The sequence below is a fragment of the Pseudomonas sp. F9001 genome (assembly GCF_013385435.1).
GTDB lineage: Bacteria > Pseudomonadota > Gammaproteobacteria > Pseudomonadales > Pseudomonadaceae > Aquipseudomonas.
The window spans coordinates 186,458-213,381 of sequence record NZ_JACAPX010000014.1; the positions used below are offsets into that span (position 1 = coordinate 186,458).

Below are 26,924 nucleotides of genomic sequence, written 5' to 3' on the forward strand. Positions count from 1 at the left end.
GCCAGAAAAAGACATTTGCAAAAGTCCGGATATTCCTTAGAATATGCGGCCTTTCGGGCACCTATGCCCGCTGTGCATTTAGATTTGCAGCACCGACTACAGGAACGATGTTCACATGCTAACAATCCGTCTTGCCCTTGGCGGCTCCAAAAAGCGCCCGTTTTACCACTTGACCGTAACTGACAGCCGCAACCCACGTGACGGCTCTCACAAGGAACAAGTTGGCTTCTTCAACCCGATCGCTCGTGGTCAAGAAGTCCGTCTGTCCGTGAACCAAGAGCGCGTAGCCTACTGGCTGAGCGTTGGTGCACAACCTTCTGAGCGCGTTGCTCAGTTGTTGAAGGATGCATCTAAGGCTGCGGCCTGAGCAATATGAACGCGACGCCAGCGGTAGCTGATGATTTGATCGTTATCGGCAAGATTTATTCTGTTCATGGCGTTCGCGGCGAAGTGAAGGTGTATTCCTTTACTGATCCGACTGAAAACCTGTTGCAGTACAAGACCTGGACGCTCAAGCGCGAAGGTAGTGTGAAACAGGTAGAGCTGGTCAGTGGACGCGGGAGCGACAAGTTCCTGGTCGCAAAGCTCAAGGGTCTTGATGATCGTGAAGAAGCTCGTCTTCTGGCCGGTTATGAGATCTGCGTGCCGCGCAACCTGTTCCCTGAATTGACCGACGGCGAGTACTACTGGTACCAGCTGGAAGGTCTGAAGGTTATTGATCAACTCGGGCAATTGCTCGGGAAAATCGATCATCTTCTGGAAACCGGCGCCAATGATGTAATGGTGGTCAAGCCTTGCGCTGGCAGCCTGGATGATCGCGAACGCCTGTTGCCCTATACCGAGCAATGCGTGTTGGCCGTCGACCTGGCAGCGGGCGAGATGAAGGTGGAATGGGACGCGGACTTCTAACGTGGCTAACCTGCGCGTTGAAGTGATCAGTTTGTTTCCCGAGATGTTTTCCGCCATCAGCGAGTACGGCATCACCAGTCGGGCGGTGAAACAGGGGCTCTTGCAGCTCACCTGTTGGAACCCGCGAGACTACACGACGGATCGACATCACACTGTGGACGATCGCCCATTTGGCGGTGGTCCGGGCATGGTGATGAAGATCAAGCCCCTGGAAGATGCGTTGGTTCAGGCCAAGGCAGCCGCCGGGGAGAAGGCGAAGGTAATTTACCTGTCCCCTCAAGGCCGTCAGCTGAATCAGTCGGCGGTACGCGAGTTGGCGAATCTGGAAGCATTAATCCTGATTGCCGGTCGCTATGAAGGCATTGACGAGCGTTTTATTGATGCTCATGTCGATGAAGAGTGGTCGATTGGGGACTATGTCCTGTCTGGCGGCGAGCTGCCGGCGATGGTCCTGATAGATGCGGTTACACGACTGCTGCCTGGAGCTTTAGGGCATGCGGACTCCGCGGAGGAAGATTCCTTCACGGATGGTTTGCTGGATTGCCCGCACTACACCCGACCGGAGGTGTATGCGGATCAGCGTGTTCCCGACGTATTGCTAAGTGGCAATCACGCACACATCCGGCGTTGGCGTTTACAGCAGTCCCTCGGGCGGACCTATGAACGACGCGCCGATCTTCTGGAAAGCCGCTCGCTTTCTGGAGAAGAGAAGAAGCTGCTCGAGGAATACATCCTCGCGCGGGACGATAGTTAACAACGTATCGATGGTAGGTCCGACGACTTACCTTAGGAGCACAGCATGACTAACAAAATCATCCTTGCACTCGAAGCAGAGCAGATGACCAAAGAGATCCCTACCTTTGCCCCGGGCGACACCATTGTCGTTCAGGTGAAAGTGAAGGAAGGCGACCGTTCGCGTCTGCAAGCGTTCGAAGGCGTGGTAATTGCCAAGCGTAACCGTGGTGTGAACAGTGCTTTCACTGTTCGTAAAATCTCCAACGGTGTTGGCGTAGAGCGTACTTTCCAGACCTACAGCCCGCAAATCGACAGCATGGCCGTTAAACGTCGCGGTGACGTACGTAAAGCCAAGCTGTACTACCTGCGTGACCTGTCCGGTAAAGCAGCTCGCATCAAGGAAAAACTGGCTTAAGTCCAGCTTCCCGATGCAGAAAAAAGCAGCCTACGGGCTGCTTTTTTGTTGCCTGAAATTTGTCCATTTCCCCGGTATCTATTCATGACTCCCCGCCTCGAAGAAATTCAGCGTCGCACTGACCTTAAAGCCGTTTTCCGCTTTTGTGGCGAGGGAGCTTGCTCCCGTTGGGCTGCGCAGCGGCCCTGAAACCGGCAATAGAAGTCTCTCTGTTGGACCTCAATGGTCAATCAGGGCCGCTTCGCGCCCCAGCGGGAGCAAGCTCCCTTGCCACAGATTATTTGCCCGCCTTTATTGATGTGTAGCGGCCTGTGCTGCGATAGGATCTACCCGACATCGCCATTTTCCCTGCTTGAGCCCTCATGCCCGCCATCGACCACCCGCAGATAGATCGCTTCCTCGACGCCCTCTGGCTGGAAAAAGGCCTGTCGGACAACACCCGCCAGGCTTACCGCAGCGACCTCGCGTTGTTCAATGGCTGGCTGCAGGAGAAAAACCTCGAGCTGCTCGACGCCGGTCGTGAGCTGATTCTCGACCACCTGGCCTGGCGCCTGGAGCAAAACTACAAGCCTCGCTCTACTGCGCGTTTTCTCTCAGGCGTGCGTGGCTTCTATCGCTACCTGCTGCGGGAAAAGCTGATCGCTGTCGACCCAACCCTGCAAATCGACATGCCACAGCTGGGCCGGCCACTGCCCAAATCCCTGTCGGAAGCCGACGTCGAAGCCCTGCTCGCAGCCCCCGACCTGAGCGAAGCCATCGGCCAGCGCGACCGTGCCATGCTGGAAGTGCTGTATGCCTGCGGCCTGCGCGTCACCGAGCTGATCAGCCTGACCCTGGAACAGGTCAACCTGCGCCAGGGCGTATTGCGCGTAATGGGCAAGGGCAGCAAGGAGCGCCTGGTGCCCATGGGCGAAGAGGCGATCGTGTGGATCGAACGCTACATGCGCGACGCCCGAGCCGAGTTGCTCAACGGTCGGCCCAGCGATGTACTGTTTCCCAGCCAGCGCGGCGAACAGATGACCCGCCAGACCTTCTGGCATCGCATCAAGCACCAGGCCAAGGTTGCCGGCATCGGCAAGTCGCTGTCGCCCCACACCCTGCGTCACGCGTTCGCTACGCATTTGCTCAACCACGGCGCGGATTTGCGTGTGGTTCAAATGCTCCTGGGCCACAGCGACTTATCCACCACCCAGATCTACACCCACGTGGCGCGGGCACGTTTGCAGGAGATGCACGCCAAGCACCATCCCCGTGGATGAAAAATACTTCGGAAAAAGCCCAATTTCCCCGCGACTGGCTGCCCTGCGGCCCAACTGTGGTAGGCTTTGCCGGTTCGCAAAGGGGACGGCCCAAACCCGTGTTTGAAGATCGGTGTTCCTGCTCCCGTCCCTGCATCTGCCTTCAGGAGTTCCCATGCGCTTGACCCAGATTTTTGCCATCGCAGCCATTGCGTTGGTCTCAACCTTTGCCGTCGCCGACGACGCCGCAGAGAAGACAATCCGCAAGAGCCTGGAAGCCCTCCAGCTCGACACCCCGATTGAAAGCATCAACGCCAGCCCGATGGCCGGCCTGTACGAAGTTAAGCTCAAGGGCAGCCGCGTGCTGTACGCCAGTGCCGATGGCCAGTACATCGTCCAGGGCTACCTGTTCCAGCTCAAAGACGGCAAGCCGGTGAACCTCACCGAGAAAGCCGAGCGCCTGGGCGTGTCCAAGCTGATCAACGGTATTCCGGTGGCTGAAACCGTGGTTTACCCGGCCATCGGCGAAACCAAGACCCACATCACCGTGTTCACCGACACCACCTGCCCGTACTGCCACAAGCTGCATGCCGAAGTGCCTGAGCTGAACAAGCTCGGCGTTGAAGTGCGCTACGTGGCGTTCCCGCGCCAGGGCCTGGGTTCGCCGGGTGACGAGCAGTTGCAAGCCGTCTGGTGTTCGGCCGACAAGAAAGCGGCCATGGACAAGATGGTCGATGGCAAGGAAATCAAGGCCGCCAAGTGCGCCAACCCGGTTTCCAAGCAGTTCGCCCTCGGCCAGTCGATTGGTGTGAACGGTACGCCGGCCATCGTTTTGGCTGACGGCCAGGTGATTCCGGGCTACCAGCCTGCGCCGCAAGTTGCCAAACTGGCACTGAACGCAAAGTAAGCACTATCGTCGAGCCTTGACGATCATGATCCGCCGACAGTTCGGCGGGTCATTAATAGAGAGCCGCAGTTGTGCGGCTGTTTTCACGGCCGACCTTGAGTCGGCCGTTTCATGGGGAGTTCTTCAGTGAAACCGGTCAAAGTAGGCATCTGTGGGTTAGGGACCGTCGGTGGCGGCACCTTCAACGTACTTCAGCGTAACGCTGAAGAAATTTCCCGCCGTGCAGGGCGTGGGATTGAAGTGGCACAAATTGCCACGCGTACGCCAAAGCCTCAGTTCCAAACGACCGGTATTGCGATTACCAACGATGTCTTCGAAGTCGCCACCAACCCTGAAATCGATATCGTCATCGAGCTGGTAGGCGGCTACACCGTGGCCCGCGAGCTGGTGCTCAAGGCTATCGAAAACGGCAAGCATGTGGTCACTGCCAACAAGGCGCTGATTGCCGTGCACGGTAACGAAATCTTCGCCAAGGCCCGCGAGAAGGGCGTGATCGTGGCATTCGAAGCCGCCGTGGCCGGTGGTATCCCGGTGATCAAGGCGATCCGTGAAGGCCTGTCCGCCAACCGTATCAACTGGGTGGCCGGCATCATCAACGGCACCGGTAACTTCATCCTCACCGAAATGCGCGAGAAGGGCCGTACCTTCGAAGACGTGCTGGCCGAAGCCCAGGCCCTGGGTTACGCCGAAGCCGATCCGACCTTCGACGTGGAAGGCATCGACGCTGCCCACAAGCTGACCATCCTGGCGTCCATCGCCTTTGGTATCCCGCTGCAGTTCGACAAGGCCTACACCGAAGGCATCACCAAGCTGACCACCGCCGACGTGAACTACGCCGAAGCCCTGGGCTACCGCATCAAGCACCTCGGTGTGGCGCGCAGCACCCCGGCCGGTATCGAGCTGCGTGTGCACCCGACACTGATCCCGGCCGACCGCCTGATCGCCAACGTCAATGGCGTGATGAACGCCGTGATGGTCAACGGTGACGCTGCCGGTTCCACCCTGTTCTACGGCGCCGGCGCCGGCATGGAGCCGACCGCTTCGTCTGTGATCGCCGACCTGGTGGACGTGGTGCGTGCCATGACCAGCGACCCGGAAAACCGCGTACCGCACCTGGCCTTCCAGCCGGACTCGCTGTCGGCCCACCCTATCCTGCCGATCGAAGCCTGCGAAAGTGCCTACTACCTGCGCATCCAGGCCAAGGATCATCCGGGCGTGCTCGCTCAGGTGGCCAGCATCCTGTCGGAGCGCGGCATCAACATTGAATCGATCATGCAGAAGGAAGTCGAAGAACAAGACGGCCTGGTGCCCATGATCCTGCTGACCCACCGTGTGCTGGAGCAGCACATCAACGACGCCATTGCCGCGCTTGAAGCGTTGCAGGGCGTGGTTGGGCCGGTGGTGCGGATTCGCGTCGAACACCTGAACTAATCGTTTTGCGGCAAGGGCCCCACGCGTTCGGCGGCCCTTGTTCAAGCATGCTCTAGAGGAGCCAGTCATGCGTTATATCAGCACCCGCGGCCAGGCACCGGCCCTGAATTTCGAAGACGTTCTGCTGGCCGGTCTGGCCACTGACGGCGGCCTGTACGTGCCGGAAAACCTGCCACGCTTCACCCAGGAAGAAATCGCTTCGTGGGCCGGCCTGCCGTACCACGAGCTGGCGTTCCGGGTCATGCGCCCGTTCGTCACCGGCAGCATCCCGGATGCGGATTTCAAGAAGATCCTGGAAGAAACCTACGGCGTGTTTTCCCACAGCGCCATTGCCCCGTTGCGCCAACTGAACGGCAACGAATGGGTCCTGGAGCTGTTCCACGGCCCGACCCTGGCGTTCAAGGATTTCGCCCTGCAACTGCTGGGTCGCCTGCTGGACTATGTGTTGGAAAAACGCGGTGAGCGCGTGGTGATCATCGGCGCTACTTCCGGTGATACCGGCTCGGCGGCGATCGAAGGCTGCAAGCACTGCGAAAACGTCGACATCTTCATCCTGCACCCGCACAACCGCGTGTCGGAAGTGCAGCGTCGTCAGATGACCACGATCTTCGGCGAGAACATCCACAACATCGCCATCGAAGGCAACTTCGATGACTGCCAGGAAATGGTCAAGGCCAGCTTCGCCGACCAGAGCTTCCTCAAGGGCACCCGCCTGGTAGCGGTGAACTCGATCAACTGGGCGCGGATCATGGCCCAGATCGTCTACTACTTCCATGCTTCCCTGCAGTTGGGCGGCCCGGCGCGTTCGGTGTCGTTCTCGGTGCCAACCGGCAACTTCGGCGACATCTTCGCCGGTTACCTGGCACGCAACATGGGCCTGCCGATCAACCAGCTGATCGTCGCCACCAACCGCAACGACATCCTGCACCGCTTCATGAGCGGCAACCAGTACGTCAAGGAAACCCTGCACGCCACACTGTCGCCGTCGATGGACATCATGGTCTCGTCGAACTTCGAACGCCTGCTGTTCGACATGCACGGTCGCAACGGTGCTGCCCTGGCCGGCCTGATGGACAGCTTCAAGCAAGGTGGCGGTTTCAGCGTCGAACAGGAGCGCTGGACCGAAACCCGCAAGCTGTTCGACTCCCTGGCGGTGGACGACGCAGAAACCTGCGAGACCATCGCCGAAGTCTACGCCCAGACCGGCGAGCTGCTGGACCCGCACACCGCCATTGGCGTCAAGGCCGCGCGCGAATGCCGCCGCAGCCTGGACATCCCGATGGTGATTCTCGGCACCGCGCACCCGGTCAAATTCCCGGAAGCGGTAGAGAAGGCCGGGGTTGGCAAGGCGCTGGAATTGCCGCCGCACCTCACCGACCTGTTTGAGCGTGAAGAGCGTTGCACGGTATTGGCCAATGACCTGAAAGCGGTACAGGCGTTTGTCAGCCAGCATGGCAATCGCGGCAAGCCACTCTGAGCCAACGGCTTTGCGTGGTGGATCAAGCCCGTCTTCGTGACGGGCTTTTTCATTCTGGCGAGCCATACTTGCGCGGCGACCAACAAGAATAATCAAGGAAACCCAACCGGTGTATTTATCGACCCGAGCACACGCGTGGCTGGCATGTGTGCTGCTGCTTGGCCATGGTTCGGCAAGCCTCGCGGCTGTCAGCCTGCCGTTCAAGCTGGTGCCGGCGTTCATTGCCCTGGAGCCCATGCCCCTGACGGCCAGCGAGCAGCAATGGCTGGCGGCCCATCGGCCACTGAGAGTGGGCATTTCGATTGATGACTATCAGCCGATCGATATCACCCGCGACCGCAATCGCTACCAGGGCATCAGCGCCGATTACCTGAGCCTGATCGGCGCGCGTCTGCATGCACCGATGCAAGTCCTGGGTTTTGCCGAGCGGGCGCAGGCGGTGGAGGCCCTGCGGAGCGGCGCCATCGATATTCTCACCAGTGCCAACGGTTACGAGCGTGATGTGTCGGGGTTGCGCTTTACCGAAGACTACATGCCGGACCGCTCGGTGGTGGTCGTGCGCCGGGATGACAGCACCCAGAACGAGGACCTCAAGGACAAGAAGCTGGTGTTGCTGGACGGTTACGCCAACGTCAAGAACGTCCATCAGGCGTATCCCGGCAGCCACATCATGCTGGCACCGAATCTCTACAGTGGCCTCGAAGCGCTGAAGCAAGGTGATGCCGATGCGTTTATCGGCAACGAAGTGATCGTGCGCGCCTATAAATCGCTACGGCCCTACCTGGGCTTGCAGATCAAGGTGGAAAGCCGGCTGGCGCCCATCGGCTTTGCCTTTGCCACGCGGGAGGCCGACCCGCTGTTGGGGACGCTGATGGACCGGGCGCTGGCGAGTATTGATGAGTCTGTGCGGCGGGAGATCCTTGCGCGCTGGACCACCGGACTGGGGGTGGGCATTGCCGCCGAGCGCATCGCCTTGTCGGCCCCGGAGCGGGCCTGGGTACTTCAGCATCCGCATGTGGTGGTGGCGTCCCAGCAACTGTCTCCCTATGTATTCAAGGACAAGGACGGCCAGTGGGTGGGGCTGAATGTGGACTTGCTCAACCGCATTTCACGCATGACCGGCCTGCAGTTCGTGATGGAGGAAGTGTCCTCCACGGCACAGACCCTGGGGTTGCTGGAAACGGGCAGGGCGGACATGAACACCACCCTGGCCGAGAATCAGGAGCGCAAGGCCTTTCTCGATTTCAGCCATGGGTTCGGGGGCTCAGGCTGGGTGTTTATCCAGCGCGCTGACGCACCGCCAGTGGCCAGTTTGAGCGAGCTTTCAGGCAAGGTGCTGGCGCTGCCGGCACGCCATGTCCTGGAGGGATATATTCGTCGCGAGCACCCCGGGATCAAGCTGCAATCGGTGGATAACTACGTCCAGGCCCGGGAGCTGGTAACGCAGGGGCGCGCGGCGGCGACTATCCAGAGTGAAGTGGAAGTGCAGAGTTACCCGGCCGATGAGTTGCGCATCGGCCGCAGTGTCGAGGGCAAGTGGTCGGCCAACAGCCTGTCGGTGCGCAAGGATCAACCGGAACTGCTGAGCATTTTGAACAAGGCGCTGGAAGCGCTGCCGGTCGCGGAATTGAGCGCCCTGCGTTTGCGTTGGCTGGGTAGCGTACCCGTCCCGGTGCCGGCCTGGCAGCGGGTGCCGCCATGGGCCTACTGGACGGTCGCCATGGCGCTGCTGTTTGTGCTGGTGTCCCTGGCCTGGAACAGCCGGCTCAAGCGCCAGATTCGCCAGCGCCTCCAGGCCGAGCAGCGGCTCAACGACCAGTTGGCGTTCAAGCGCGCGCTGCTGGACGGCATGCCCAACCCGGTATTTGTGCGTGATCTGGAAGGACGCCTGGTGACCTGCAACACCAGCTATGAACAACAGTTGAACACCCGGCGCGAGCAGATCCAGGGCCTGACGCTGATGGAAAGCGGGCTGATGCCTGACGCTACGGCCGCGCGCCTGCATGCCGGCCACATGGAGCAATTGGCGAGCCAGCAGTCGCTGTTCGTCGACCGGCAGCTGGAGTTCAATGGCGGGGCGTTTCATGTGTATCAGTGGACGGTGCCGTTCTTCGACGCCAAGGGCCAGCTCCAGGGTTTGCTCGGTGGCTGGGTCGATATCAACGAGCGCAAGGTCCTGGAGCTCCAGCTGATGGATGCGCGGCAGGCCGCTGACGAAGCGAACTACGCAAAAAGCGCGTTTCTCTCGACCCTGAGCCACGAGATTCGCACGCCGATGACCGCCATTATCGGTCTGCTCGAGCTGGAGCAGGAGCGTGCCCAGGCTGAAGGCAAGCCAGTGTCTGAAGCCCTGCGAGTGGCCCATCGCTCGGCGCGTGAGTTGATTGCCCTGATGGGTGACAGCCTGGACCTGGCCAAGATTGAAGCCGGTCATCTGCAACTGGCGCCGCAGGCCACTGACTTGAAAGGTTTCTTCGAGGGCATACAGCGCTTGTTCGAACCCATGGCGCAGAAAAAGGGCCTTCACCTGACCCTGGCATTCGACCCGAGCGCGCAAGGATATTACTGGTTCGACCCGCTGCGCCTGCGTCAGGTTATCCATAACCTGTTGGGCAACGCGCTCAAGTTCACCTCGCGCGGTGAGGTTCGGGTCAGTGTTGCGCGCAAGCTTGACCCGGCGGGGGCCGAATATTTGCAGCTGTGTGTGGAGGACAGCGGGCCGGGCATTGGCGTCGAGCAGCAGGCGCGAGTGTTCAAGCCGTTTATCCAGGTCAGCGCGCGGACGGCTGCCGAGCACGGCGGCACGGGACTGGGCTTGAGCATCTGCCAGCAACTGGTGGAATTGATGGGAGGCAGCATCACCCTGAGCAGCGTGGTGGGAGAGGGCACGGTGGTGTGCATCGACCTGTACCTGGATCGGGTCATCAGTGACGACGTGCCGGCATCTGCCGGTGTACCGCTGCTGGTCGCCGGCCGCAACCTGTCGGTGTTGGTGGTGGATGACCTGCCGGCCAATCGGCTGGTGCTGGTTCAGCAGTTGCAGTTCCTGGGTCATCAAGTAGTGGCCGTCGACTCGGCCGAAGCGGCCTTGCAGCGTTGGCACCATGAGGTGTTTGACGTCCTGGTCACCGATTGCAATATGCCGGGCATGTCCGGCTACGCCTTGAGTGAGGCCATCCGCCGGCTGGAAGCCCAGGAGCAACGGCCACGCCTGGCGCTGGTGGGTTGCACGGCGAATGCCCTGGATGATGAACAGCAGCGCTGCCGGGAGGCGGGAATGGATGAACTGCTGGTCAAGCCCGTGACGCTTGAGCACTGGACGCGTGTGCTCGCCCGCGTCGTGCCTGCACGCTCTTTCAGCATCCAGACCCTGCGCACCATGACCCAGGCCGACGGACCGGTTTTGCAGCGGATGCTGCAGGAGTTGGCGAGGAGCCTTGAGCAGGAGCATAACCTGATGGCCTCCGCCATGGCGGACCACGACCAGGTCCGGCTGGCCGCCTCGCTGCACCGCCTGAAGGGCATATGCTGCCTGGTGGATGCGTTGCCGCTGGCCAAGGCCTGTGTGGCGCTGGAAGGGTGTATTCGGGAGCAGCGCAACGCTGAGATTGAACTGCATTGGTTAGCGCTGCGCGAAGCATTGATCGAATTCCAGGTCGAGCTTGAGGCTTATCTGGACCCGTCCGAATAAGACATGTCCTATGGGGAAGGCGCGGGGTTTTTATTAGTCTGTGCACCCTCGCTTCTCCCCGGTAACGTTTTTCATGCGCTCCCTCAACGTCCTGATCCTCGAAGATAACCCGTTCCAACTGATGGCCCTGCATCAGATGCTCAACGCCAACGGCGTATTCAATGTACGCACGGCCGAAACGGTTGACGCCGCTCGCCAGTCACTGGAGAGCAAGGGCGCGGTGGACATCGCGATTTGCGATCTGTACCTGGAGCAGGGTGATGGCCTTGAGCTGATTCGGGAAATGGCCGAGCGCCGCCAGGCTCAGGTGTTGATCCTGCTGAGCAACGCCGAGCCGGATGTGCTGGAAGGCGTGGCGCACATGGCCCGACAGTTGGGGCTCAACGTGCTCGGCTGCCTGACCAAGCCGGCGTCGGCAACGCTGATCGGGAAAGTCCTCGAGGCGTGCCGGGAGCGCTTGCGGCCCGGGCCGCCGGTGGTGTCCTGGGAGCGGGTGCGCCAGTTGCTGGACTTGAGTGAGTCCGAGCAGTTGCCGCCTTCGGCGGATCTGAGCCAGGTCGCTATCGCCCGCTGCGGCACGGTCTGGTATCAGCCCATTGTCAGCCAGGCGGGCGTGTTGCAAGGTGTCGAAGCGCTGGCCCGCTGGCAGCTTCCTGACGGCGAGTTGCTGTTGCCTGACGCGTTTCTGCCGGTGCTGGAGTTTGCCGGAATGGAAGAGGCGTTTACCTGGTACGTGCTGGAACAAGCGCTGGGCCAGGCGGCACACGTCATGCGCGAAACCGGGCAGGTGCTGCCGGTGGCGGTGAATATCCCGGGGCGGATGCTGGAGCGTCCGCACTTTCCCCAAGTGCTGCAAGGCTTGCTGCAACTTCACGGCGTGCCCGCCCGTGGCCTGACCCTGGAACTGGTGGAAACCTCGCGCCTGAACACCGACAGCGCCCACGTCACCGGCTTGCTGCGTTTGCGGATGATGGGGTGCAAGCTGTCCATCGGTGATTTCGGCGTGGGCGGCACCAGCCTGCAACGCTTGCTGGAATTGCCCTTCAGCGAATTGAAGATCCCGCCGGCGTTTGCCAGCGGCATGGCCAGGGACGATCGCAAGGCGGCAGTGGTTGCCGGCGCCATGAGCATGGCGAGGCGACTGGGTGTGGGTGTGGTGGTGACCGGGGTTGAAAGCGCCGCCGACTATCACGCGGTGAGTGAACTGGGGGCTGCGTGGTTGCAAGGCTGCTTTATCGCCGGCCCCATGGACGCCGAGGCGCTCAAGCAGTGGATCGCGTTTCAGGCTAGGCCAGCCCGTGTTCCTGCACATAGATAAACAGCGCGGCGTCGTTGCTCAGGCCCAGCTTGCGCATGGCGCTGACCTTTTGTGCACTGACGGTTTGCTTGCTGCGATGAAGATTCGCGGCGATCTCGCCTACCGTCAGGCCGCCGGCCAGCAGGCGGATGACTTCCAGTTCACGGGGTGATAGTTGATCCTGGGATTGCACACGCTCGACGCCTGCCAGGTTCAGTGACTGACTGATGGTCTGGGCCACATAACGTCGCTGCTGGCGCACCTGACGGATTGCTTCAGGCAATTCGTCTGCGAGACTGGCCTTGCTCAGCAGGCCCATGACACCCAACTCCAGGATGGCGTGGAACAGGCCGGCGTTGTTCAGCATGGTCACCACCACGATGGGCAGGCCCGGGTGATGCCGGCGCAGTTGTTCGATCAGGCGCAAGCCGTCGGCCTGGGGCTCGGCGGGCATCATGAAGTCGGTCACCAGAATGTCGCAGGCACAACGTTGCAGCAGTTCGCCAAGGGCCTGGGGTGAGTTGGCTTCACCGACGATGGTTAGCCTCTCGTCACGTTCCAGGACCGCCCGCAGACCGATGAGGAAAATCGGGTGGTCGTCGGCGAGGACGATGCGCAATGGCTTGTCAGACGTTTCGTTCAATACAGGCTCCCGGGGTAATTCGGGGATTCTAGCCTGTTAACGCAGGAGAGGGTCTGATGGTGCGGTTTACAAAGGTGTAAAAAACGCCGCGTCCCCGTCCGTGGGGCAGCGGCGTTTTTCGTTTCTGGCAGGCCCGGCCGGAGCGACCGTTTAGGCGAGTAGTTTTTGCGCCACTGCCATTACGGTTCCGACAGCCGTGAAGAAGCCGATGGCGATACCAACGGGATACCAGAAATTCTCTCGGGTTATCTTGTGGGATTCTGCGTTTAGCTTGCGTTGCTCGGCATAAATTCTGGATATGTCGGCGTGAATCTTCTCTAGTATTGCCTGCTCTTTTTCGTGTTCCAGCATGGTCTTCGTCCTTCGCAACGGGGCCTTTTGGTATGCGCTGTTTATCGATGTGCCGGCATGATCAGCACTCACCGAGTATAGGATTCACCCTCGGCATCAGCGCCAAAACGGCAACTCATTGAGTAAGCAGTTATGTGCTGCCGTTTTTTGCTTGTCATGTTGCAAGCGCATGCTGGACACGTCATCCCCCGGCAACCCTTGAAAGACGAAAAAGCGAACTTTCCTACGACGCAAATAGTCACTTAGGATAGATGCAGCTCCCGTTTACACGATTGTTTCCGAACTATTGAGTGGTGATCGAGATGGAAAGTATCAGCCTATTGCTCGGTGAAGCACTGAGCCCTTATCAGGTCACGCTGACCACCTCGGGTGTGCAGGGCGAATGCCTGGTGACCGTAAAGAATCCGGCCGGTGCCATCGTGGTCGAACGAGAAGTCGACCAGGCACAATTGACCGACAAGCGTGCATTGGTGGATGTGGTGGACTGTTTGCACCGCGACTTGATGATTGCCGAAGGACGCCTGGAACCCTCGGTCATGGCGGCCCTGCGCAATGCGGCCCTGACTCGGCCGATTGCCTGCGCATGAAGATTTATTTTTGTTGGGAACCTTCCTACGGCAAGGTGAGTCAGATTTTGTAACAGCGAGATCAAGCATTGTGCTCCGGTGCTTGTGGCTCGTTGTTACTGGTCTTTTTAGGCCCTTATTAACCCCGAGTTGTCTCCCCACTGCTCGGGGTTTCTTTTTGCCTGCGATTTGTCATGGGCTCGGGGCATCCTGGAAAAACGTCGGGTGGTCTTGCAGGTATTGCTCACGCATGACCGGGTCGAGCCATGAGGCGTAGGACTGTCGCAGTTGCTCCTGCGGGATCTCGCGCAGCACCTGATTGATCCGCTCGATAGCCGTGCGGCCTGAGGCGTTATCCGTGCAGGCAATCCGGGTCAGTTGATAGGGCGGGGTGCCTTTGATGGGGTAGAAGATCAGCTCTTGTGGATCAATGCCTTGTTGCAGCGCCTGGTAGCGCACTTCTGTCCAGTAACCCAGCACCGCTTCCAGCCGCCCCTTTCGTTGCATCTGCAGCAGGCTGCCGAGGGCGTCATTGCCGTAATGTGGCGCCAGTTTGTGAGCACTGGTGTGCTTCAGCGCTTCATCGATGATGGCGCCGTAGCTGCGTTCGGCGATGATGCCAAGGCGCGCATCCCGTGCATTCAAAAATGCCTCCAGGTCGAACCGTCCATCCACCACAAACGGCGCCAGCAGCGCCCGCTGACCCTGGCGGATCGTCACCCCGTTGCTCACGGCCGCGAAGGCCTGGGCGGAAAACACGATGGTTTTAGCGCGCTCCGCCGTCCACAGCAGGGACGGGTCGCAGGTAAGCGTGCCGGGGTCGCGGAGCATCTGCATGCCGCGCGCGCGGTTCACGTGGAGGATCTGATGTCGATACTCCGGCATGTGTTCGGCGAGTATCGGCAGCAGTTGGTCGAGGGCGCCCTGGCCTTTTTGCGGGCCTTCGAAAATCGTCACTGGCGGCAGGTCACGCAACAGCCAGATCAAGGTTTCCTGGGCCTGGCTCGACAGTGGCCAAGTCCCGAGCAGTGAACCCAGGAGGCAGAGTCGAATGATGAAGCGCCGGCCCATCAGATCGCGCCGTTCTCACGCAGGCGAGTAACGGCGGCCGCATCGTAGCCCAATTCAGCGAGCACCACGCTGTTGTGCTCGCCCAACTGCGGTCCGACCCATTCACAACTGCCCGGTGTGTCCGACAGTTTGGGCACGATGCCGGGCATCTTGAAGTCCTTGCCGCCCGGGAGCTGCGCCTTGAGGAACATCTCGCGGGCGAGAAATTGCGGGTCTCCCAGCATGTCTTCCGCGCTGTAGATACGGCTGGCGGGCACTTCGGCCTTGTTCAGCTGTTCCACCACTTGCTCAAGCGGCAGCGAGTTGACCCAGCGATCAATCACCCCGTACAACTCATCGCGCCGGCTGTCGCGGCCATCGTTGCTGGCCAGTGCCGGGTCGTTGGCCAGGTCGTCGCGACCAATGGCCGACATGAAGCGCTTGAAGATCGCGTCGCCATTGGCGCCGATCTGCACATGCTTGCCATCTTTGCTGGTGTGGATCGAGGAGGGCGTGATGCCGGGCATGATGTTGCCGGTGCGCTCGCGGATAAAGCCGAACACGTCGAACTCCGGGATCATGCTCTCCATCATCGCGAAGATCGCCTCATACAGCGCCACATCCACCACCTGGCCGAGCCCGCCATTCACTTCACGATGACGCAGGGCCATCAGCGCCCCGATCACGGCCCACAACGCCGCGATCGAATCCCCGATGGAAATCCCGGTGCGCACCGGCGGGCGGTCCTCGAAACCGGTGATGTAACGCAGGCCCCCCATGGATTCGCCCACCGCGCCAAACCCTGGCTGGTCCTTCATCGGCCCGGTCTGGCCAAAGCCCGAGAGGCGCACCATCACCAGTTTCGGGTTCAGGGCGTGCAAGGTTTCCCAGCTCAGGCCGAGCTTTTCCAGCACGCCAGGGCGAAAGTTCTCAATCAAAATGTCGGCATCCGCCAACAGTTGCTTGAGGATTGTCAGGCCGTCCGGGTGTTTCAGGTTCAGGGTCAGGGATTTCTTGTTGCGCGCCTGCACAAACCACCACAGCGAGGTGCCTTCATACAGCTTGCGCCACTTGCGCAGCGGGTCGCCGCCATCCGGGGATTCGACCTTGATCACCTCGGCGCCGAACTCGGCGCAGATGCGCGATGCAAACGGGCCGGCGATCAAGGTGCCGAGTTCGATGACTTTCAGGCCGGCAAGTGGTTTGGCGGTAAACGACATGAGGAACCTTTCGGGCAGGGCAGGGATGTGAGCCTTTTAACATAGGCGAGTGGCGCAGTGATAAGGATGATGCAGCGCAGTATTCGTTGAATCACCTCGCCATCGGTTAGACTTGCCGCCTTTCCCTGTCTCTAGAAGTCCGTTCATGGCCCAGCCGTCCACGACCTACAAGTTTGAACTCAACCTCACCGACCTTGACCGTTCGGTGTACGAGAGCGTCAAGCAGACCATCGCCCGCCACCCTTCGGAAACCGAAGAGCGCATGACCGTGCGTTTGCTGGCCTACGCGCTTTTCTACAACGAGCAGCTGTCTTTCGGTCGTGGCCTGTCAGATGTAGACGAGCCGGCGCTGTGGGAAAAAAGCCTGGATGATCGCGTCCTGCACTGGATCGAAGTCGGCCAGCCGGACGCGGACCGCCTGACCTGGTGTTCCCGCCGTACCGAACGCACGACCTTGCTGGCCTACGGCAGCTTGCGCGTCTGGGAAGGCAAAGTGGTGCCGGTGGCGAAGAACCTGAAAAACGTGAGCATCGCCGCCGTACCCCAGGAAATCCTGGAAGTGCTGGCCAAGGACATGCCCCGGGTGATCAAGTGGGACGTGATGATCAGCGAAGGCACGATCTTCGTGACCGATGACCGTGGGCAGCACGAAGTCCAGCTGGAATGGCTGGCTGGCGAGCGCGGCTGAAACGTCGATAACTGATTGGACGCTGGTCGAGTGTGGGAGCTGTCGAGCTTCAGCGAGGCTGCGATGCAGGCGCTGCGGTCTGACAGGTACACCGAGGTGATCCCATCGCAGCCTCGCTGGGGCTCGACAGCTCCTACAAGGGATCACCGCTAATTTTCAACATTAAAGAGAAGCTTCCGTCACCCCATGCGTATCGATCCTCGCCCGTTGCCCGCCGTCCTGCCATTCCTCGGTGAATTGCCACCGTTGTTGACCCGTCTCTACGCCGCACGCGGGGTGCAATCGGAAGCCGAGCTGGATAAAAGCCTGGCGCGGCTGATCCCGTATCAGCAGCTCAAGGGCATCGATGCTGCGGTGGACTTGCTGGTGACGGCCCTGGAGCAGCGCCAGCGGATCCTGATCGTGGGTGACTTCGACGCCGACGGCGCCACCGCCAGCACCGTGGGCACCCTGGGCCTGCGCTTGTTGGGCGCCGCCCATGTCGACTACCTGGTGCCCAACCGTTTCGAATACGGCTACGGCCTGACCCCGGAAATCGTCGCCGTGGCCCTGCAGCGCCAGCCACAGCTGCTGATCACCGTGGACAACGGTATCTCCAGCGTCGAAGGCGTGGCGGCCGCGAAAGCGGCGGGGCTCAAGGTGCTGGTTACCGACCACCACTTGCCGGGCGACGAACTGCCCGCAGCCGACGCCATCGTCAACCCGAACCAGCCGGGCTGTGAATTCCCCAGCAAGGCCCTGGCCGGTGTGGGCGTGATCTTCTACGTGCTGATGGCCCTGCGTGCGCGCTTGCGCAGTTTGGGTTGGTACGAGAACAAGCCGCAGCCGAATATCGGCGAACTGCTGGACCTGGTGGCCCTGGGCAGCGTGGCCGACGTGGTCCCGCTGGACGCCAACAATCGCATCCTGGTCTACCAGGGCCTGGAACGCATTCGCGCCGGTCGTGCCCGGCCGGGGATCAAGGCGATCCTCGAAGTGGCCAAACGCGATCACGCCCGCATCACCTCCACCGACCTTGGTTTTATCCTGGGCCCGCGCCTGAACGCCGCCGGGCGCCTGGATGACATGAGCCTGGGCATCGAATGCCTGCTCACCTCGGATTTCGCCGCCGCCCGGGAAATGGCCGCGCAACTGGACGGCATGAACCAGGACCGCAAGTCCATCGAACAAGGCATGCAGCGTGAGGCCCTGGCCCAGCTCAAGGACTTGCCGGTGGAGTCGATGCCGTATGGCTTGTGCCTGTTCGACCCGGAATGGCACCAGGGCGTGATCGGCATCCTCGCCTCGCGCATGAAAGAGCGTTACTTCCGCCCGACCATCGCCTTTGCCGACGCCGGTGACGGCCTGCTCAAGGGCTCCGGGCGCTCCGTGCCGGGTTTTCATATTCGTGACGCGCTGGCCGTGGTGGCCAGCCAGCACCCAACGCTGATCGCCAAGTACGGCGGCCACGCCATGGCGGCGGGTCTTACCTTGCCCGAGGCCAACTTCCCACTGTTCGCCGAGGCCTTTGACGCCGAAGTGCGTCGGCAACTGCGCGAAGAAGACCTGACGGGCCGTCTGCTGTCCGACGGCACCCTGGCGGTTGAAGAGTTTCACCTGGAACTGGCTCGCGCCCTGCGTAACGCCGGGCCGTGGGGCCAGCATTTCCCAGAGCCGTTGTTTCACGGGGTGTTCCAACTGGTGGAGCAGCGCGTCGTCGGCGAGCGCCATCTGAAGGTGGTGCTCAAGAGCGAGTGTGGATCGGTGAAGCTCGATGGCATTGCTTTCGGCATCGACCGCGAGATCTGGCCCAATCCCACCATTCGCTGGGTGGAACTGGCCTACAAGCTCGACGTGAACGAGTTCCGTGGCCAGGAAACCGTGCAACTGATGATCGCGCATATCGAGCCGCGCTGAACCCTGTGCAATCCTCTGTTGTCGACTAGTCTCTAAGCACTGTGTGATCGGTCTTGTGACCTTGTCTTATTTCAGCCCGCCGGGGACGGGTTTTTCGTCGACCTTTCAAACAGAACCCTGGAGCCTGCCCACTGCATAAAAGAGGTGCCCCATGAGTCTGCTGCTTGAACCCTATACCCTGCGCCAACTGACCCTGCTCAACCGCATCGCCGTGTCACCAATGTGCCAGTATTCCAGCGTCGATGGTCTGGCCAATGACTGGCACCTGGTGCACCTCGGCAGCCGTGCCGTCGGTGGCGCCGGGCTGATCTTTACCGAAGCCACCGCCGTGACTGCCGATGGCCGCATCACCGCCCAGGACCTGGGCCTGTGGAACGACGAACAGATCGAACCGCTGCAACGCATCACGCGCTTTATCAATGCCCAGGGCGCGGTGGCGGGCATTCAACTGGCCCACGCCGGGCGCAAAGCCAGCACGCACCGGCCATGGATCGGCAAGCACGGCAGCGTCAAGCCGGAAGACGGTGGCTGGGTGCCGGTGGGCCCCTCGCCGATTGCCTTCGATCCGCAGCACACTTCACCCAAGCAACTCGATGAAGGGCAGATCCAGCAAGTGATCGCTGACTTCGTCGCTGCCGCCAAGCGCGCGTTGACCGCCGGTTTCAAAGTGGCGGAAATCCATGCCGCCCATGGCTACCTGTTGCATCAATTTCTTTCGCCCCTGAGCAACCAGCGTCAGGACCAGTACGGCGGCTCGTTCGAAAACCGCATCCGCCTGGTGCTGCAAGTGACCACGGCGGTGCGTGAAGCCTGGCCGCAGGAGCTGCCGCTGTTTGTGCGGGTCTCGGCCACCGATTGGGTCGAGGACGGCTGGAACCCGGATGAAACCGTCGAACTGGCGCGCCGCCTGAAAGACCTGGGCGTCGACCTGATCGACGTCTCCTCGGGTGGCACCGCGGCCAATGCGGAAATTCCTACCGGGCCCGGCTACCAGACCCGCTTTGCCGAGCGTGTGCGCAAAGAGTCGGGAATCGCCACCGGCACCGTGGGCATGATTACCGAGCCCGCCCAGGCCGAGCACATCCTGCGCACCTGCCAGGCCGATATCATTTTCCTCGCCCGTGAACTGTTGCGTGACCCGTACTGGCCACTGCATGCCGACGATGACCTGGGCGGGCGCAAAGCGACCTGGCCGGCGCAGTATCAGCGGGCTACGCATCGCGACCAGCCGATTCATGAGTCGGACTTGCGGGATTAACCTTGCGTAGGAAAACGCCTGAAGCTAATGTCGAAACTATGACTCTATTACTGAACGCCTCGATTATTCCCACCCTCCAGGAGAGGGTGGGCTGACGCGTGCTGGAAAAGCATGAAAAACCCGCCCTTGATCCGGCGGGTTTTTTATTGCCCGCCGATCACCGGCCAAGCCCTGCGACACAAGGAGAAGCTCATGTTGCACCTGATCTGCGGCAAAATCGCATCCGGTAAATCGACCCTGACCCAGCAGTTGTCGCAAGCCCCACAGACGGTATTGATCAGCGAGGATGAGTGGCTGTCACGCCTTTATCCCGGACAGATCCAGGCTCTGGGCGACTACGTGCGCTGCACCGGCCACCTGCGCGATGCGTTGACGGCCCATATCATCTCGTTGCTCAAAGCCGGCGTCTCGGTGGTGCTGGATTTTCCCGCCAACACCCTGGCCAGCCGCCGCTGGATGCGCTCATTGTTCGAAGGCGCAGGCGCTGACCATCAATTGCACTACCTGGATGTGCCGGACGAGGTCTGCAAGGCACGCCTGCGTGCGCGCAACGCGGAGGGTACCCACGCGTTCGAAACCAGTGACGCCCAGTTCGACTTGATCACCGGCTATTTCGAAGCACCGACACCTGCGGAAGGCTTCAACCTTGTTCACCATCAACCCTTGGAAGCACAGCATGTTGATCAAGCGTGACCTGACCGAACAGGACCTGCCGTTGCTGGCGCTGATTGACCGTACCGAACGGATCGAGGCGTGCTATCGCGTGGAGCACGGGGAGTTGCTGCTGTACCCCGAGCACCACGACATGCGCGGCTGGCCCGAAGGCGAAGCCGAGCAGGATGCCGTGGCCTTGCAGGCGTGCCTGAAGCGCGGCGGGTGGCTGCACGGTGTGTTTGACGATGCAAAGCTGCTGGCGGCCGTGGTAGTGGACAACCGGGTTATCCTCAACCAGGGCCTGCGTATGCGCCAGCTCAAATTCCTGCATGTGAGCCATGGGGCCCGTGGCCTGGGCCTGGGTGGCCAGCTGTTTGCCCTGGCCTGTGAACACGCCCGCGCAGCCGGGGCCGAGGCGTTGTACGTATCGGCCACGGAATCGCGCAATACGGTGGAGTTCTATCTGCGGCTCGGCTGCCGGTTGCTCAAGCAGCCGGATCCCGAGCTGTTTCAACAGGAGCCGCACGACATCCACCTGTACCGGCCGCTTGTGGGATAACGCTGTAGGTCATTGCCCTGCAAGCGTTTTTTTAAGTGATTACTCTAAAAAAGTCCCACGCCTGGCAAGATAGTTTCTACGCTTAAGGTAAGCATGATTTCTGGCCCAGGAAATCGGCTTGTTGATCCTCGCAGGTCGCATCGCGGGATGGGGTTATGGGCAACCAGGAGCAGTTGATTGATACGAGGAGACAGTCCATGGCCAAGTCTTATGGTGTAGCGGGGGTGTTGTCGTCTTTTCTGGCCCGCAGGATGTCGCTGCGCAGCCGGCGCCTGAGTTCGGACGAAGAGCAATTGCTGGAACAGTACCGCGCCCTGACCGAGAGTGATCAGGTGGCGATGCGGTACTTGATTGGGGCGATGAAGAGTATTTCGCGGTTCTGAAGATCCCGAAGGGGCGTTCCCACGCGAGCGTGGGAACGTTCGGTATCAGGTGTACTTGCGCTTGTCTGGTGCAGGTGGGAAGTATTGGTACAGCCAGGTTTCGCTCAAGGTGCGGTCCTGGGTGCGGATGAACAGCCGCAGTTCAACCGGCTCGACGCTGTCGCTGGTCGGGTACCAGTCAAACAGAATTCGATAGCCCTTGATGGCATCCAGTACCAACACGCTGAAGTCTTTGACCTCACCATGGGAGCAGGTCACCACCGGCTCGATCCCGGTGCCTTCAGGCAAACGATCCAGCCCGCCGCCGTTGAAGTCCACGGCAAAGCGCCGCGCCCAGACTTCGGGGTAGTGCTCGCCCGGCGCCCAACCTTCGGTGAAACCGCCCATGCCCGAACGGGTGGCATTGACCTGCGCCAGTGGCGTGCTGACCGGCGGCAGGGCGCTCCAGTAGAGCTTGTAGCCGTAGTTCAGGGATTCGCCGGCAGCGACGGGCTTCTTCGGGGTCCAGAAGGCCACGATGTTGTCCAGGGTCTCGCCGGTTGTAGGAATTTCCAGCAGATCGATAGAGCCTTCGCCCCACGCGGTTGTAGGTTCTACCCACAGGCTTGGGCGTTTGCTGTACCAGTCCACCGTGTCCTGATAGCTGGCGAACTCATGATCGGTCTGCACCAGGCCGAAGCCTTTCGGGTCGGTGTCGGCAAACGCGTTGAATTGCAGGGTAGCCGGGTTGTTCAGCGGGCGGCAGATCCACTCGCCATTGCCGCGCCACATGGCCAGGCGATCCGAGTCGTGGATTTGCGGGTGAATGGTGTCGCACATCCGCCGCTCAACGGTGCCGCAGCTGAACATGCTGGTCATCGGTGCGATGCCCAGTTGCTCGATGGCGGTACGCGCATTGATATGGGCGTCGATGGCCATTACCACCTGGTTGGCCTGGCAGTCGATATCGAAGCGATAGGCACCAGTGGCGCTCGGCGAATCCAGCAGGGCGTAGACCACGAAGCGGGTGCTGTCCTTGTTCGGGGTTTCGAACCAGAACTTGGTGAAGTCCGGGAATTCCTCGCGCTTTTTCGCGTAGGTGTCGATGGCCAGGCCGCGTGCGGAAAGGCCGTACTGGCCGGTGGAATCAACCGCACGGAAGTAGCTGGCGCCGAGGAAGGACAGCACGTCGTGGCGGTCCAGTTCCGGGGCCTTGAACAGCTTGAAGCCGGAGAAACCCAGGTCACCGGTCAGCTGCTTGGTGTCTACCGTGGTTTTTTCATAGTTGAACAGCGAAGGGCGGAAGTGCACCTCGCGGGCCTGGCGGGTTTTCGGGTCGACGCTGTACATGCGCACCGGCGTCTTGAAGCCCATGCCGACGTGGAAGAACTGCACGTCCAGTTGGCCGTTCAATTCTTTCCACAGCGAATGCTTGCCGTCGTAGCCGATGGCGTTGAAATTCTGCGGGGTCATGGTCGCCAGGGTCGGCGGCAATACCTGCTTGGTGTCCTGGTAGCGATTGCTTGCCAACTGCTTGGCCTGGATCTTCAGGGCCTCGAAATCGAAGGCCTGGGCCTCGCCATCAGCGGCGCGGTTGCCCGCCCAGGCCTGGGCGGCCAGCAGGCCACTGGCCGACAGACCGGTGTAAGCCGCGATGGCCATGGACGCTTTGAGCAAATTCCTGCGGTGCATAAATACAACCTGTCGTGAACAATCCCGCGCCGTTCCTGGCACGTGCTGGATCAAGGAAAACGGTTCGGACATGCCTTCGGCCAAACGCAACGGACATTAAACAGATACCAAATAGCTTAAGCGGTTCGGTGCGCAAGGAAAAATGATTGATGGCGGGTTGATGGCGCTGCATATGAAACAAGACGTTTCTGTGGAAACCGTGTGGTGAGGGAGCTTGCTCCCGTTAGGGCGCGAAGCGACCCCAGCTCAGGCGATCGAGATCCTTCAGGGATATCTCGATCGCCTGGTTTGGGGCTGCTGCGCAGCCCAGCGGGAGCAAGCTCCCTCGCCACGACAACCTCTTCAGGAACGCCGGGATCAGCCCACTTCGCCTACCGCTCGATATGCCTCATCAATCGCCGCATGGGCATACGCGCTCCATGCGGCATCCGAGTTGGCGATGCTCACATGCCCCACCGGCTGGCGCGCCAGGTCCTTCAGTTTTTCGCTTTCATCGGCATCGTCAAACAAGCTGTTGGAGAAGGTCGCATAGCCGTGTGACCAACGGTTGACAGTGATCGCCAGAATGTCGGTCTGGTGGTTGAAGCCACCCGGGCCGAGCATGCGCTGCAGCTGATCCCGCAGTTGCGCTTCCAGTTGTTCAAATGTCTGCCCATACAACTTGCCCCGCCCGGCGCGGGCCTGGTCGCGGCCGTTCATGCCGCTGTTGGGGCTGGTGGGCACGTACACCATGTGCAAACCAATCGGCTGCGTCGGGTCGCGCGGGTGCTCGTAGCCGCCCATGCTCACCGGGTAATCCAGCTTGATCCGGCTGTAAGGCTGGGTCGCTGCATAAATCTCGTGCACCCCCAGCTTCTGGAACGACGTCCAGTTGCGCACCACCACTTTGGTGTAGACCAGCGGGTACTTCACGTTCTGGCTCAGGGCCTGGGCTTGTTCTGCCGGCAGATCGCGCAGCAGGTACGGGATCATCATGTTGTAGCAGGCCAGGATGCAGCGTTTGCCGCGTACCTGTGCGAGTTGGCCGCCACGGCTGTAGCCGATGTGCACACCGTCACCGACGTTACGCACACTGACCGCAGTGCTGTTCAAACGCACCCGCACCGGCGTCCTGGGCTGATCAAGCCTGGCGTAGTCAAACGGCGCCAGCACGATGTCATCCATGGTGTGCCCCGGTGCCACTGCCGGAATCAGGCTGCGCACCAGCAAGCGTGCCAGCGAGGCGTTGCCGTCGGGGAAGTGGTAGATGTAGGGTTCTTCCATTTCTGCGGCGGCTTCTTCGCTGATCGGTGCCAGGTTCATTCCGCCGAAGCCAGGGAAACCCACGCTATAGGCATCAGCCGACGCCACCGCGTCGATACTCAAGGCCATGAAGTCGTTGGTGCGGCTTTGGAAGTACTTCACCGCGCCTTCCGAGAGTCCTACGTTCTTGAGCAGGAAATCGCGGTAGCTGGTGGTCGCGAGGTACTCGGCCTTTTCCTCGGCAGTCTTGCCCGGCAGGTAATCCTTGGGCGCGACGTGCAAGGCAATCAGCGCCTGACGGTCGGTTTCCGGCAGCGGGAAATCATTGATGAAGTCGCTGATGGAGCGCGCATGCAACTGGTCCGGGGCGATGTCGTCGGCGACCATCGGCGTCGGGTCGCCGGTCACCAGTTTGTCTTCGCCAAAGTTTTCCTTGTCGAAGAACACCCCACGGGACAAACCCAGGCCCGGGTAGAACTGGCGGTCGAAGGCGGTCTCGAAGCGCTTGATGTTCACCCCGAGTTTTTTCAACAGCCCGTTTACTTCCTTGCTGTAAAGATGATTCGGTGACTGGAACGCTTCGCTGCCGCCGTAGCCGATGATCAGCCGGCCACCGGCCTGGAACTCATTGCGCTTGGCATGGCCGCCGAAGTCGTCGTGGTTCTCCAGGATCAGGATCTTCGCCTTCGGGTGCTTCTCACGGTAGAACCACGCCGCCGACAAACCGCTCAAGCCACCGCCGACCACCACCAGGTCGTAGTCTTCGGTGATCGGCAGTTTATCGGTGTCGAAGGCCTTCTTTTCCCAGCCCATCTGGTGGGCAACTTCGAATGAGCCGACATGGCTGCCGCGCAAGCCGGTGAGGGCGGGCGGGTAGTAGCGGCCATCGGGAGCGGCCTGGAGGATTTGCAGCGGGGTCATACCGGCGGCAATCGTGATAGCGACGCCGTTGAGGAAGTCGCGGCGGGTGATGTCCATGGGAACCTGCGAATTATTTATTGTTATGAGATCCCTGCAGGAGCCGGCTGTTGTGGCGAGGGAGCTTGCTCCCGCTGGGCTGCGTAGCGGCCCCAAAAAACCTGGGAGCACCTCGCACTACAGCGGGAGCAAGCTCCCTCGCCACAGTGAGCTCGCTTCGACAGGGGTAAGGGGTCAGTGCTTGAACATCACATGGCGAACCGTGGTGTAGTCCTCCAGGCCGTACATGGACATGTCCTTGCCGTAGCCGGACAGTTTCTGACCGCCATGGGGCATTTCGCTGACCAGCATGAAGTGGGTGTTCACCCAGGTGCAGCCGTACTGCAACCGTGCAGCCAGGCGATGGGCGCGGCCGACATCGGCGGTCCACACGGAAGAGGCCAGGCCGTAGTCCGAATCGTTGGCCCAGGCCAATACCTGGGCCTCGTCGTTGAATTTGGTTACCGACACTACTGGCCCGAACACTTCGCGGCGCACGATTTCATCGTCCTGCTGCGCGTCGGCCAACACCGTCGGCTCAAAGAAGAACCCGTTGCCTTCCACCGCCTTGCCACCCGTGATCAGGCGGATATGGGATTGCGCCACGGCACGCTCCACAAACCCGGCCACACGGTCACGGTGCTGTGCGGTGATCAGCGGGCCCAGCTCGGTGGCCGGGTCATCCTGCAAACCGTATTTGATGCTGGCAACCGCCGCGCCGAGCTTTTCGACGAACGTGTCGTAGATATCGGCCTGTGCATAAATCCGGCACGCAGCGGTGCAATCCTGCCCGGCGTTGTAGAAGCCGAAGGTGCGAATGCCTTCCACCGCCGCGTCGATATCGGCGTCGTTGAAGATGATCACCGGCGCCTTGCCGCCCAGTTCCATGTGCATGCGTTTGACGCTGTCGGCAGTGCTGGAAATGATATTGGCCCCGGTGGCAATCGAACCCGTCAGCGACACCATGCGCACTTTCGGGTGATTCACCAGCGGGCTGCCCACGGTTGGCCCACGGCCAAACACCAGGTTGAGTACACCGGCCGGGAAAATTTCAGCGGCCAGTTCCACCAGGCGCAGCGCGGTCAGCGGGGTTTGTTCCGAAGGCTTGAGCACCACGGTATTACCGGCGGCCAGGGCCGGGGCGATTTTCCAGGCGACCATCATCAGCGGGTAGTTCCACGGCGCGATGGAGGCAATTACGCCCACCGGGTCACGGCGGATCATCGAGGTGTGGCCCGGCAGGTACTCGCCGCCGGCCGAACCGCTCATGCAGCGGCTGGCGCCGGCGAAGAAGCGGAACACATCGGCCACCGCCGGGATCTCGTCGTTCAGCGCGGCGCTGTAGGGTTTGCCGCAGTTGTCCGACTCAAGCTTTGCCAGCTCTGCGCCGTGGGCTTCGATGGCGTCGGCGAGTTTGAGCAGCAGCAGCGAGCGATCCTTCGGTGGCGTTTGCGACCAGCCTTCAAAAGCGCTGTCGGCAGCACGCACCGCGGCGTCGACCTGGGCTTCGCTGGCTTCCTTGATTTCCACCAGTACCCGACCCAACGCCGGGTTGAACACCGGCTGCGCCGGGCCTTCGCCTTCGACCAGATGGCCGTTGATCAGCAGTTTGGTTTGCATGGTTCAGTCCTCTTAAAGCTGCATCGTTTCCCCTGCCGAAACCGGTTCAAGTGTGGGAGCGAGCAA

At 61.0% G+C, this 26,924-nt stretch carries 24 protein-coding genes; 17 read left to right on the forward strand and 7 right to left on the reverse strand.

The window, feature by feature from the left end:
* The first annotated feature begins 115 nt into the window (after nucleotides 1-115).
* The 10 genes from rpsP to HX818_RS16475 all read left to right on the forward strand — a co-directional run bounded on the left by rpsP (nucleotide 116) and on the right by HX818_RS16475 (nucleotide 12,121).
* Complete coding sequence (rpsP, locus tag HX818_RS16430) at nucleotides 116-367, forward strand: 30S ribosomal protein S16 (RefSeq protein WP_003209587.1); 252 nt, start codon at nucleotides 116-118, stop codon at nucleotides 365-367.
* Nucleotides 368-372: 5 nt separating this feature from the next.
* Nucleotides 373-909 carry a ribosome maturation factor RimM gene (rimM, locus tag HX818_RS16435; RefSeq protein ID WP_003175898.1) on the forward strand — a complete coding sequence of 179 codons (537 nt, stop codon included), beginning with the start codon at nucleotides 373-375 and terminating at the stop codon, nucleotides 907-909.
* Between the two features lie 43 nt (nucleotides 910-952).
* The gene (trmD, locus tag HX818_RS16440; protein ID WP_237151084.1) at nucleotides 953-1,663 is read left to right on the forward strand and encodes a tRNA (guanosine(37)-N1)-methyltransferase TrmD; all 711 of its coding nucleotides are present in this window, start codon (nucleotides 953-955) and stop codon (nucleotides 1,661-1,663) included.
* Between the two features lie 45 nt (nucleotides 1,664-1,708).
* Complete coding sequence (gene rplS, locus HX818_RS16445; protein ID WP_003175895.1) at nucleotides 1,709-2,059, forward strand: 50S ribosomal protein L19; 351 nt, start codon at nucleotides 1,709-1,711, stop codon at nucleotides 2,057-2,059.
* Nucleotides 2,060-2,421: 362 nt separating this feature from the next.
* Nucleotides 2,422-3,318, forward strand: a complete 897-nt coding sequence (gene xerD, locus HX818_RS16450; protein ID WP_177020419.1) for a site-specific tyrosine recombinase XerD — start codon at nucleotides 2,422-2,424, stop codon at nucleotides 3,316-3,318.
* A gap of 154 nt (nucleotides 3,319-3,472) precedes the next feature.
* Nucleotides 3,473-4,204: a bifunctional protein-disulfide isomerase/oxidoreductase DsbC gene (gene dsbC / locus HX818_RS16455; RefSeq protein WP_003209582.1), complete on the forward strand. Its 732-nt coding sequence runs from the start codon at nucleotides 3,473-3,475 to the stop codon at nucleotides 4,202-4,204.
* Nucleotides 4,205-4,330: 126 nt separating this feature from the next.
* On the forward strand, nucleotides 4,331-5,635 hold the full coding sequence (locus tag HX818_RS16460) for a homoserine dehydrogenase (RefSeq protein WP_003209580.1): 1,305 nt from the start codon (nucleotides 4,331-4,333) through the stop codon (nucleotides 5,633-5,635).
* 67 nt (nucleotides 5,636-5,702) lie between these two features.
* The gene (thrC, locus tag HX818_RS16465; protein ID WP_003209579.1) at nucleotides 5,703-7,112 is read left to right on the forward strand and encodes a threonine synthase; all 1,410 of its coding nucleotides are present in this window, start codon (nucleotides 5,703-5,705) and stop codon (nucleotides 7,110-7,112) included.
* 109 nt (nucleotides 7,113-7,221) lie between these two features.
* Nucleotides 7,222-10,803, forward strand: coding sequence for a transporter substrate-binding domain-containing protein (locus tag HX818_RS16470; RefSeq protein ID WP_177020420.1), 3,582 nt, complete (start codon nucleotides 7,222-7,224; stop codon nucleotides 10,801-10,803).
* Between the two features lie 73 nt (nucleotides 10,804-10,876).
* Entirely contained in the window at nucleotides 10,877-12,121 is a 1,245-nt protein-coding gene (locus HX818_RS16475; RefSeq protein WP_177020421.1) for an EAL domain-containing protein, read from the forward strand.
* On the opposite strand, the gene HX818_RS16480 is transcribed toward HX818_RS16475, so the two are convergent.
* Both HX818_RS16480 and HX818_RS16485 read right to left on the reverse strand, forming a co-directional pair.
* A complete protein-coding gene (locus HX818_RS16480; RefSeq protein WP_177020422.1) occupies nucleotides 12,090-12,743 on the reverse strand; it encodes a response regulator transcription factor in 654 nt (217 codons plus the stop codon). The two genes, HX818_RS16475 and HX818_RS16480, sit on opposite strands and share 32 nt — an antisense overlap.
* Before the next feature lie 150 nt (nucleotides 12,744-12,893).
* Nucleotides 12,894-13,094 carry a hypothetical protein gene (locus HX818_RS16485; protein ID WP_003209572.1) on the reverse strand — a complete coding sequence of 67 codons (201 nt, stop codon included), beginning with the start codon at nucleotides 13,092-13,094 and terminating at the stop codon, nucleotides 12,894-12,896.
* A gap of 302 nt (nucleotides 13,095-13,396) precedes the next feature.
* Here HX818_RS16485 and HX818_RS16490 point away from each other — a divergent pair, with 302 nt between their 5' ends.
* Nucleotides 13,397-13,681: a DUF3509 domain-containing protein gene (locus tag HX818_RS16490; protein WP_003209570.1), complete on the forward strand. Its 285-nt coding sequence runs from the start codon at nucleotides 13,397-13,399 to the stop codon at nucleotides 13,679-13,681.
* Nucleotides 13,682-13,852: 171 nt separating this feature from the next.
* Here HX818_RS16490 and HX818_RS16495 read toward each other — a convergent pair whose 3' ends face one another.
* Both HX818_RS16495 and HX818_RS16500 read right to left on the reverse strand, forming a co-directional pair.
* Complete coding sequence (locus tag HX818_RS16495; protein ID WP_003209569.1) at nucleotides 13,853-14,731, reverse strand: TIGR02285 family protein; 879 nt, start codon at nucleotides 14,729-14,731, stop codon at nucleotides 13,853-13,855.
* The gene (locus tag HX818_RS16500) at nucleotides 14,731-15,930 is read right to left on the reverse strand and encodes a CaiB/BaiF CoA-transferase family protein (protein WP_008438232.1); all 1,200 of its coding nucleotides are present in this window, start codon (nucleotides 15,928-15,930) and stop codon (nucleotides 14,731-14,733) included. Before HX818_RS16500 ends, HX818_RS16495 begins: the two co-directional genes overlap by 1 nt.
* 145 nt (nucleotides 15,931-16,075) lie before the next feature.
* Between HX818_RS16500 and HX818_RS16505 the strand changes: the two genes are divergently transcribed.
* From HX818_RS16505 to HX818_RS16530, 6 genes are all read left to right on the forward strand, one after another.
* On the forward strand, nucleotides 16,076-16,618 hold the full coding sequence (locus tag HX818_RS16505; protein ID WP_003209567.1) for a YaeQ family protein: 543 nt from the start codon (nucleotides 16,076-16,078) through the stop codon (nucleotides 16,616-16,618).
* A 186-nt stretch (nucleotides 16,619-16,804) separates the two neighbouring features.
* A complete protein-coding gene (recJ, locus tag HX818_RS16510; RefSeq protein ID WP_008438230.1) occupies nucleotides 16,805-18,514 on the forward strand; it encodes a single-stranded-DNA-specific exonuclease RecJ in 1,710 nt (569 codons plus the stop codon).
* Nucleotides 18,515-18,665: 151 nt separating this feature from the next.
* Nucleotides 18,666-19,772, forward strand: a complete 1,107-nt coding sequence (locus tag HX818_RS16515) for an NADH:flavin oxidoreductase/NADH oxidase (protein WP_003209564.1) — start codon at nucleotides 18,666-18,668, stop codon at nucleotides 19,770-19,772.
* Nucleotides 19,773-19,964: 192 nt separating this feature from the next.
* The gene (locus HX818_RS16520) at nucleotides 19,965-20,465 is read left to right on the forward strand and encodes an ATP-binding protein (protein ID WP_102605541.1); all 501 of its coding nucleotides are present in this window, start codon (nucleotides 19,965-19,967) and stop codon (nucleotides 20,463-20,465) included.
* Nucleotides 20,449-20,985 carry a GNAT family N-acetyltransferase gene (locus HX818_RS16525; protein ID WP_177020423.1) on the forward strand — a complete coding sequence of 179 codons (537 nt, stop codon included), beginning with the start codon at nucleotides 20,449-20,451 and terminating at the stop codon, nucleotides 20,983-20,985. The genes HX818_RS16520 and HX818_RS16525 overlap by 17 nt, the downstream gene beginning before the upstream one ends.
* A gap of 197 nt (nucleotides 20,986-21,182) precedes the next feature.
* Entirely contained in the window at nucleotides 21,183-21,368 is a 186-nt protein-coding gene (locus HX818_RS16530; protein WP_003209560.1) for a hypothetical protein, read from the forward strand.
* Nucleotides 21,369-21,413: 45 nt separating this feature from the next.
* Here the strand turns inward: HX818_RS16530 and HX818_RS16535 are convergent, their stop codons facing one another.
* The 3 genes from HX818_RS16535 to HX818_RS16545 form a co-directional block, all read right to left on the reverse strand.
* Entirely contained in the window at nucleotides 21,414-23,039 is a 1,626-nt protein-coding gene (locus tag HX818_RS16535; protein WP_023659126.1) for a glucan biosynthesis protein D, read from the reverse strand.
* A 357-nt stretch (nucleotides 23,040-23,396) separates the two neighbouring features.
* Entirely contained in the window at nucleotides 23,397-25,259 is a 1,863-nt protein-coding gene (locus HX818_RS16540) for an NAD(P)/FAD-dependent oxidoreductase (RefSeq protein WP_134325817.1), read from the reverse strand.
* Between the two features lie 174 nt (nucleotides 25,260-25,433).
* Nucleotides 25,434-26,858: a gamma-aminobutyraldehyde dehydrogenase gene (locus tag HX818_RS16545; RefSeq protein ID WP_008438218.1), complete on the reverse strand. Its 1,425-nt coding sequence runs from the start codon at nucleotides 26,856-26,858 to the stop codon at nucleotides 25,434-25,436.
* Between the last annotated feature and the right edge of the window lie 66 nt (nucleotides 26,859-26,924).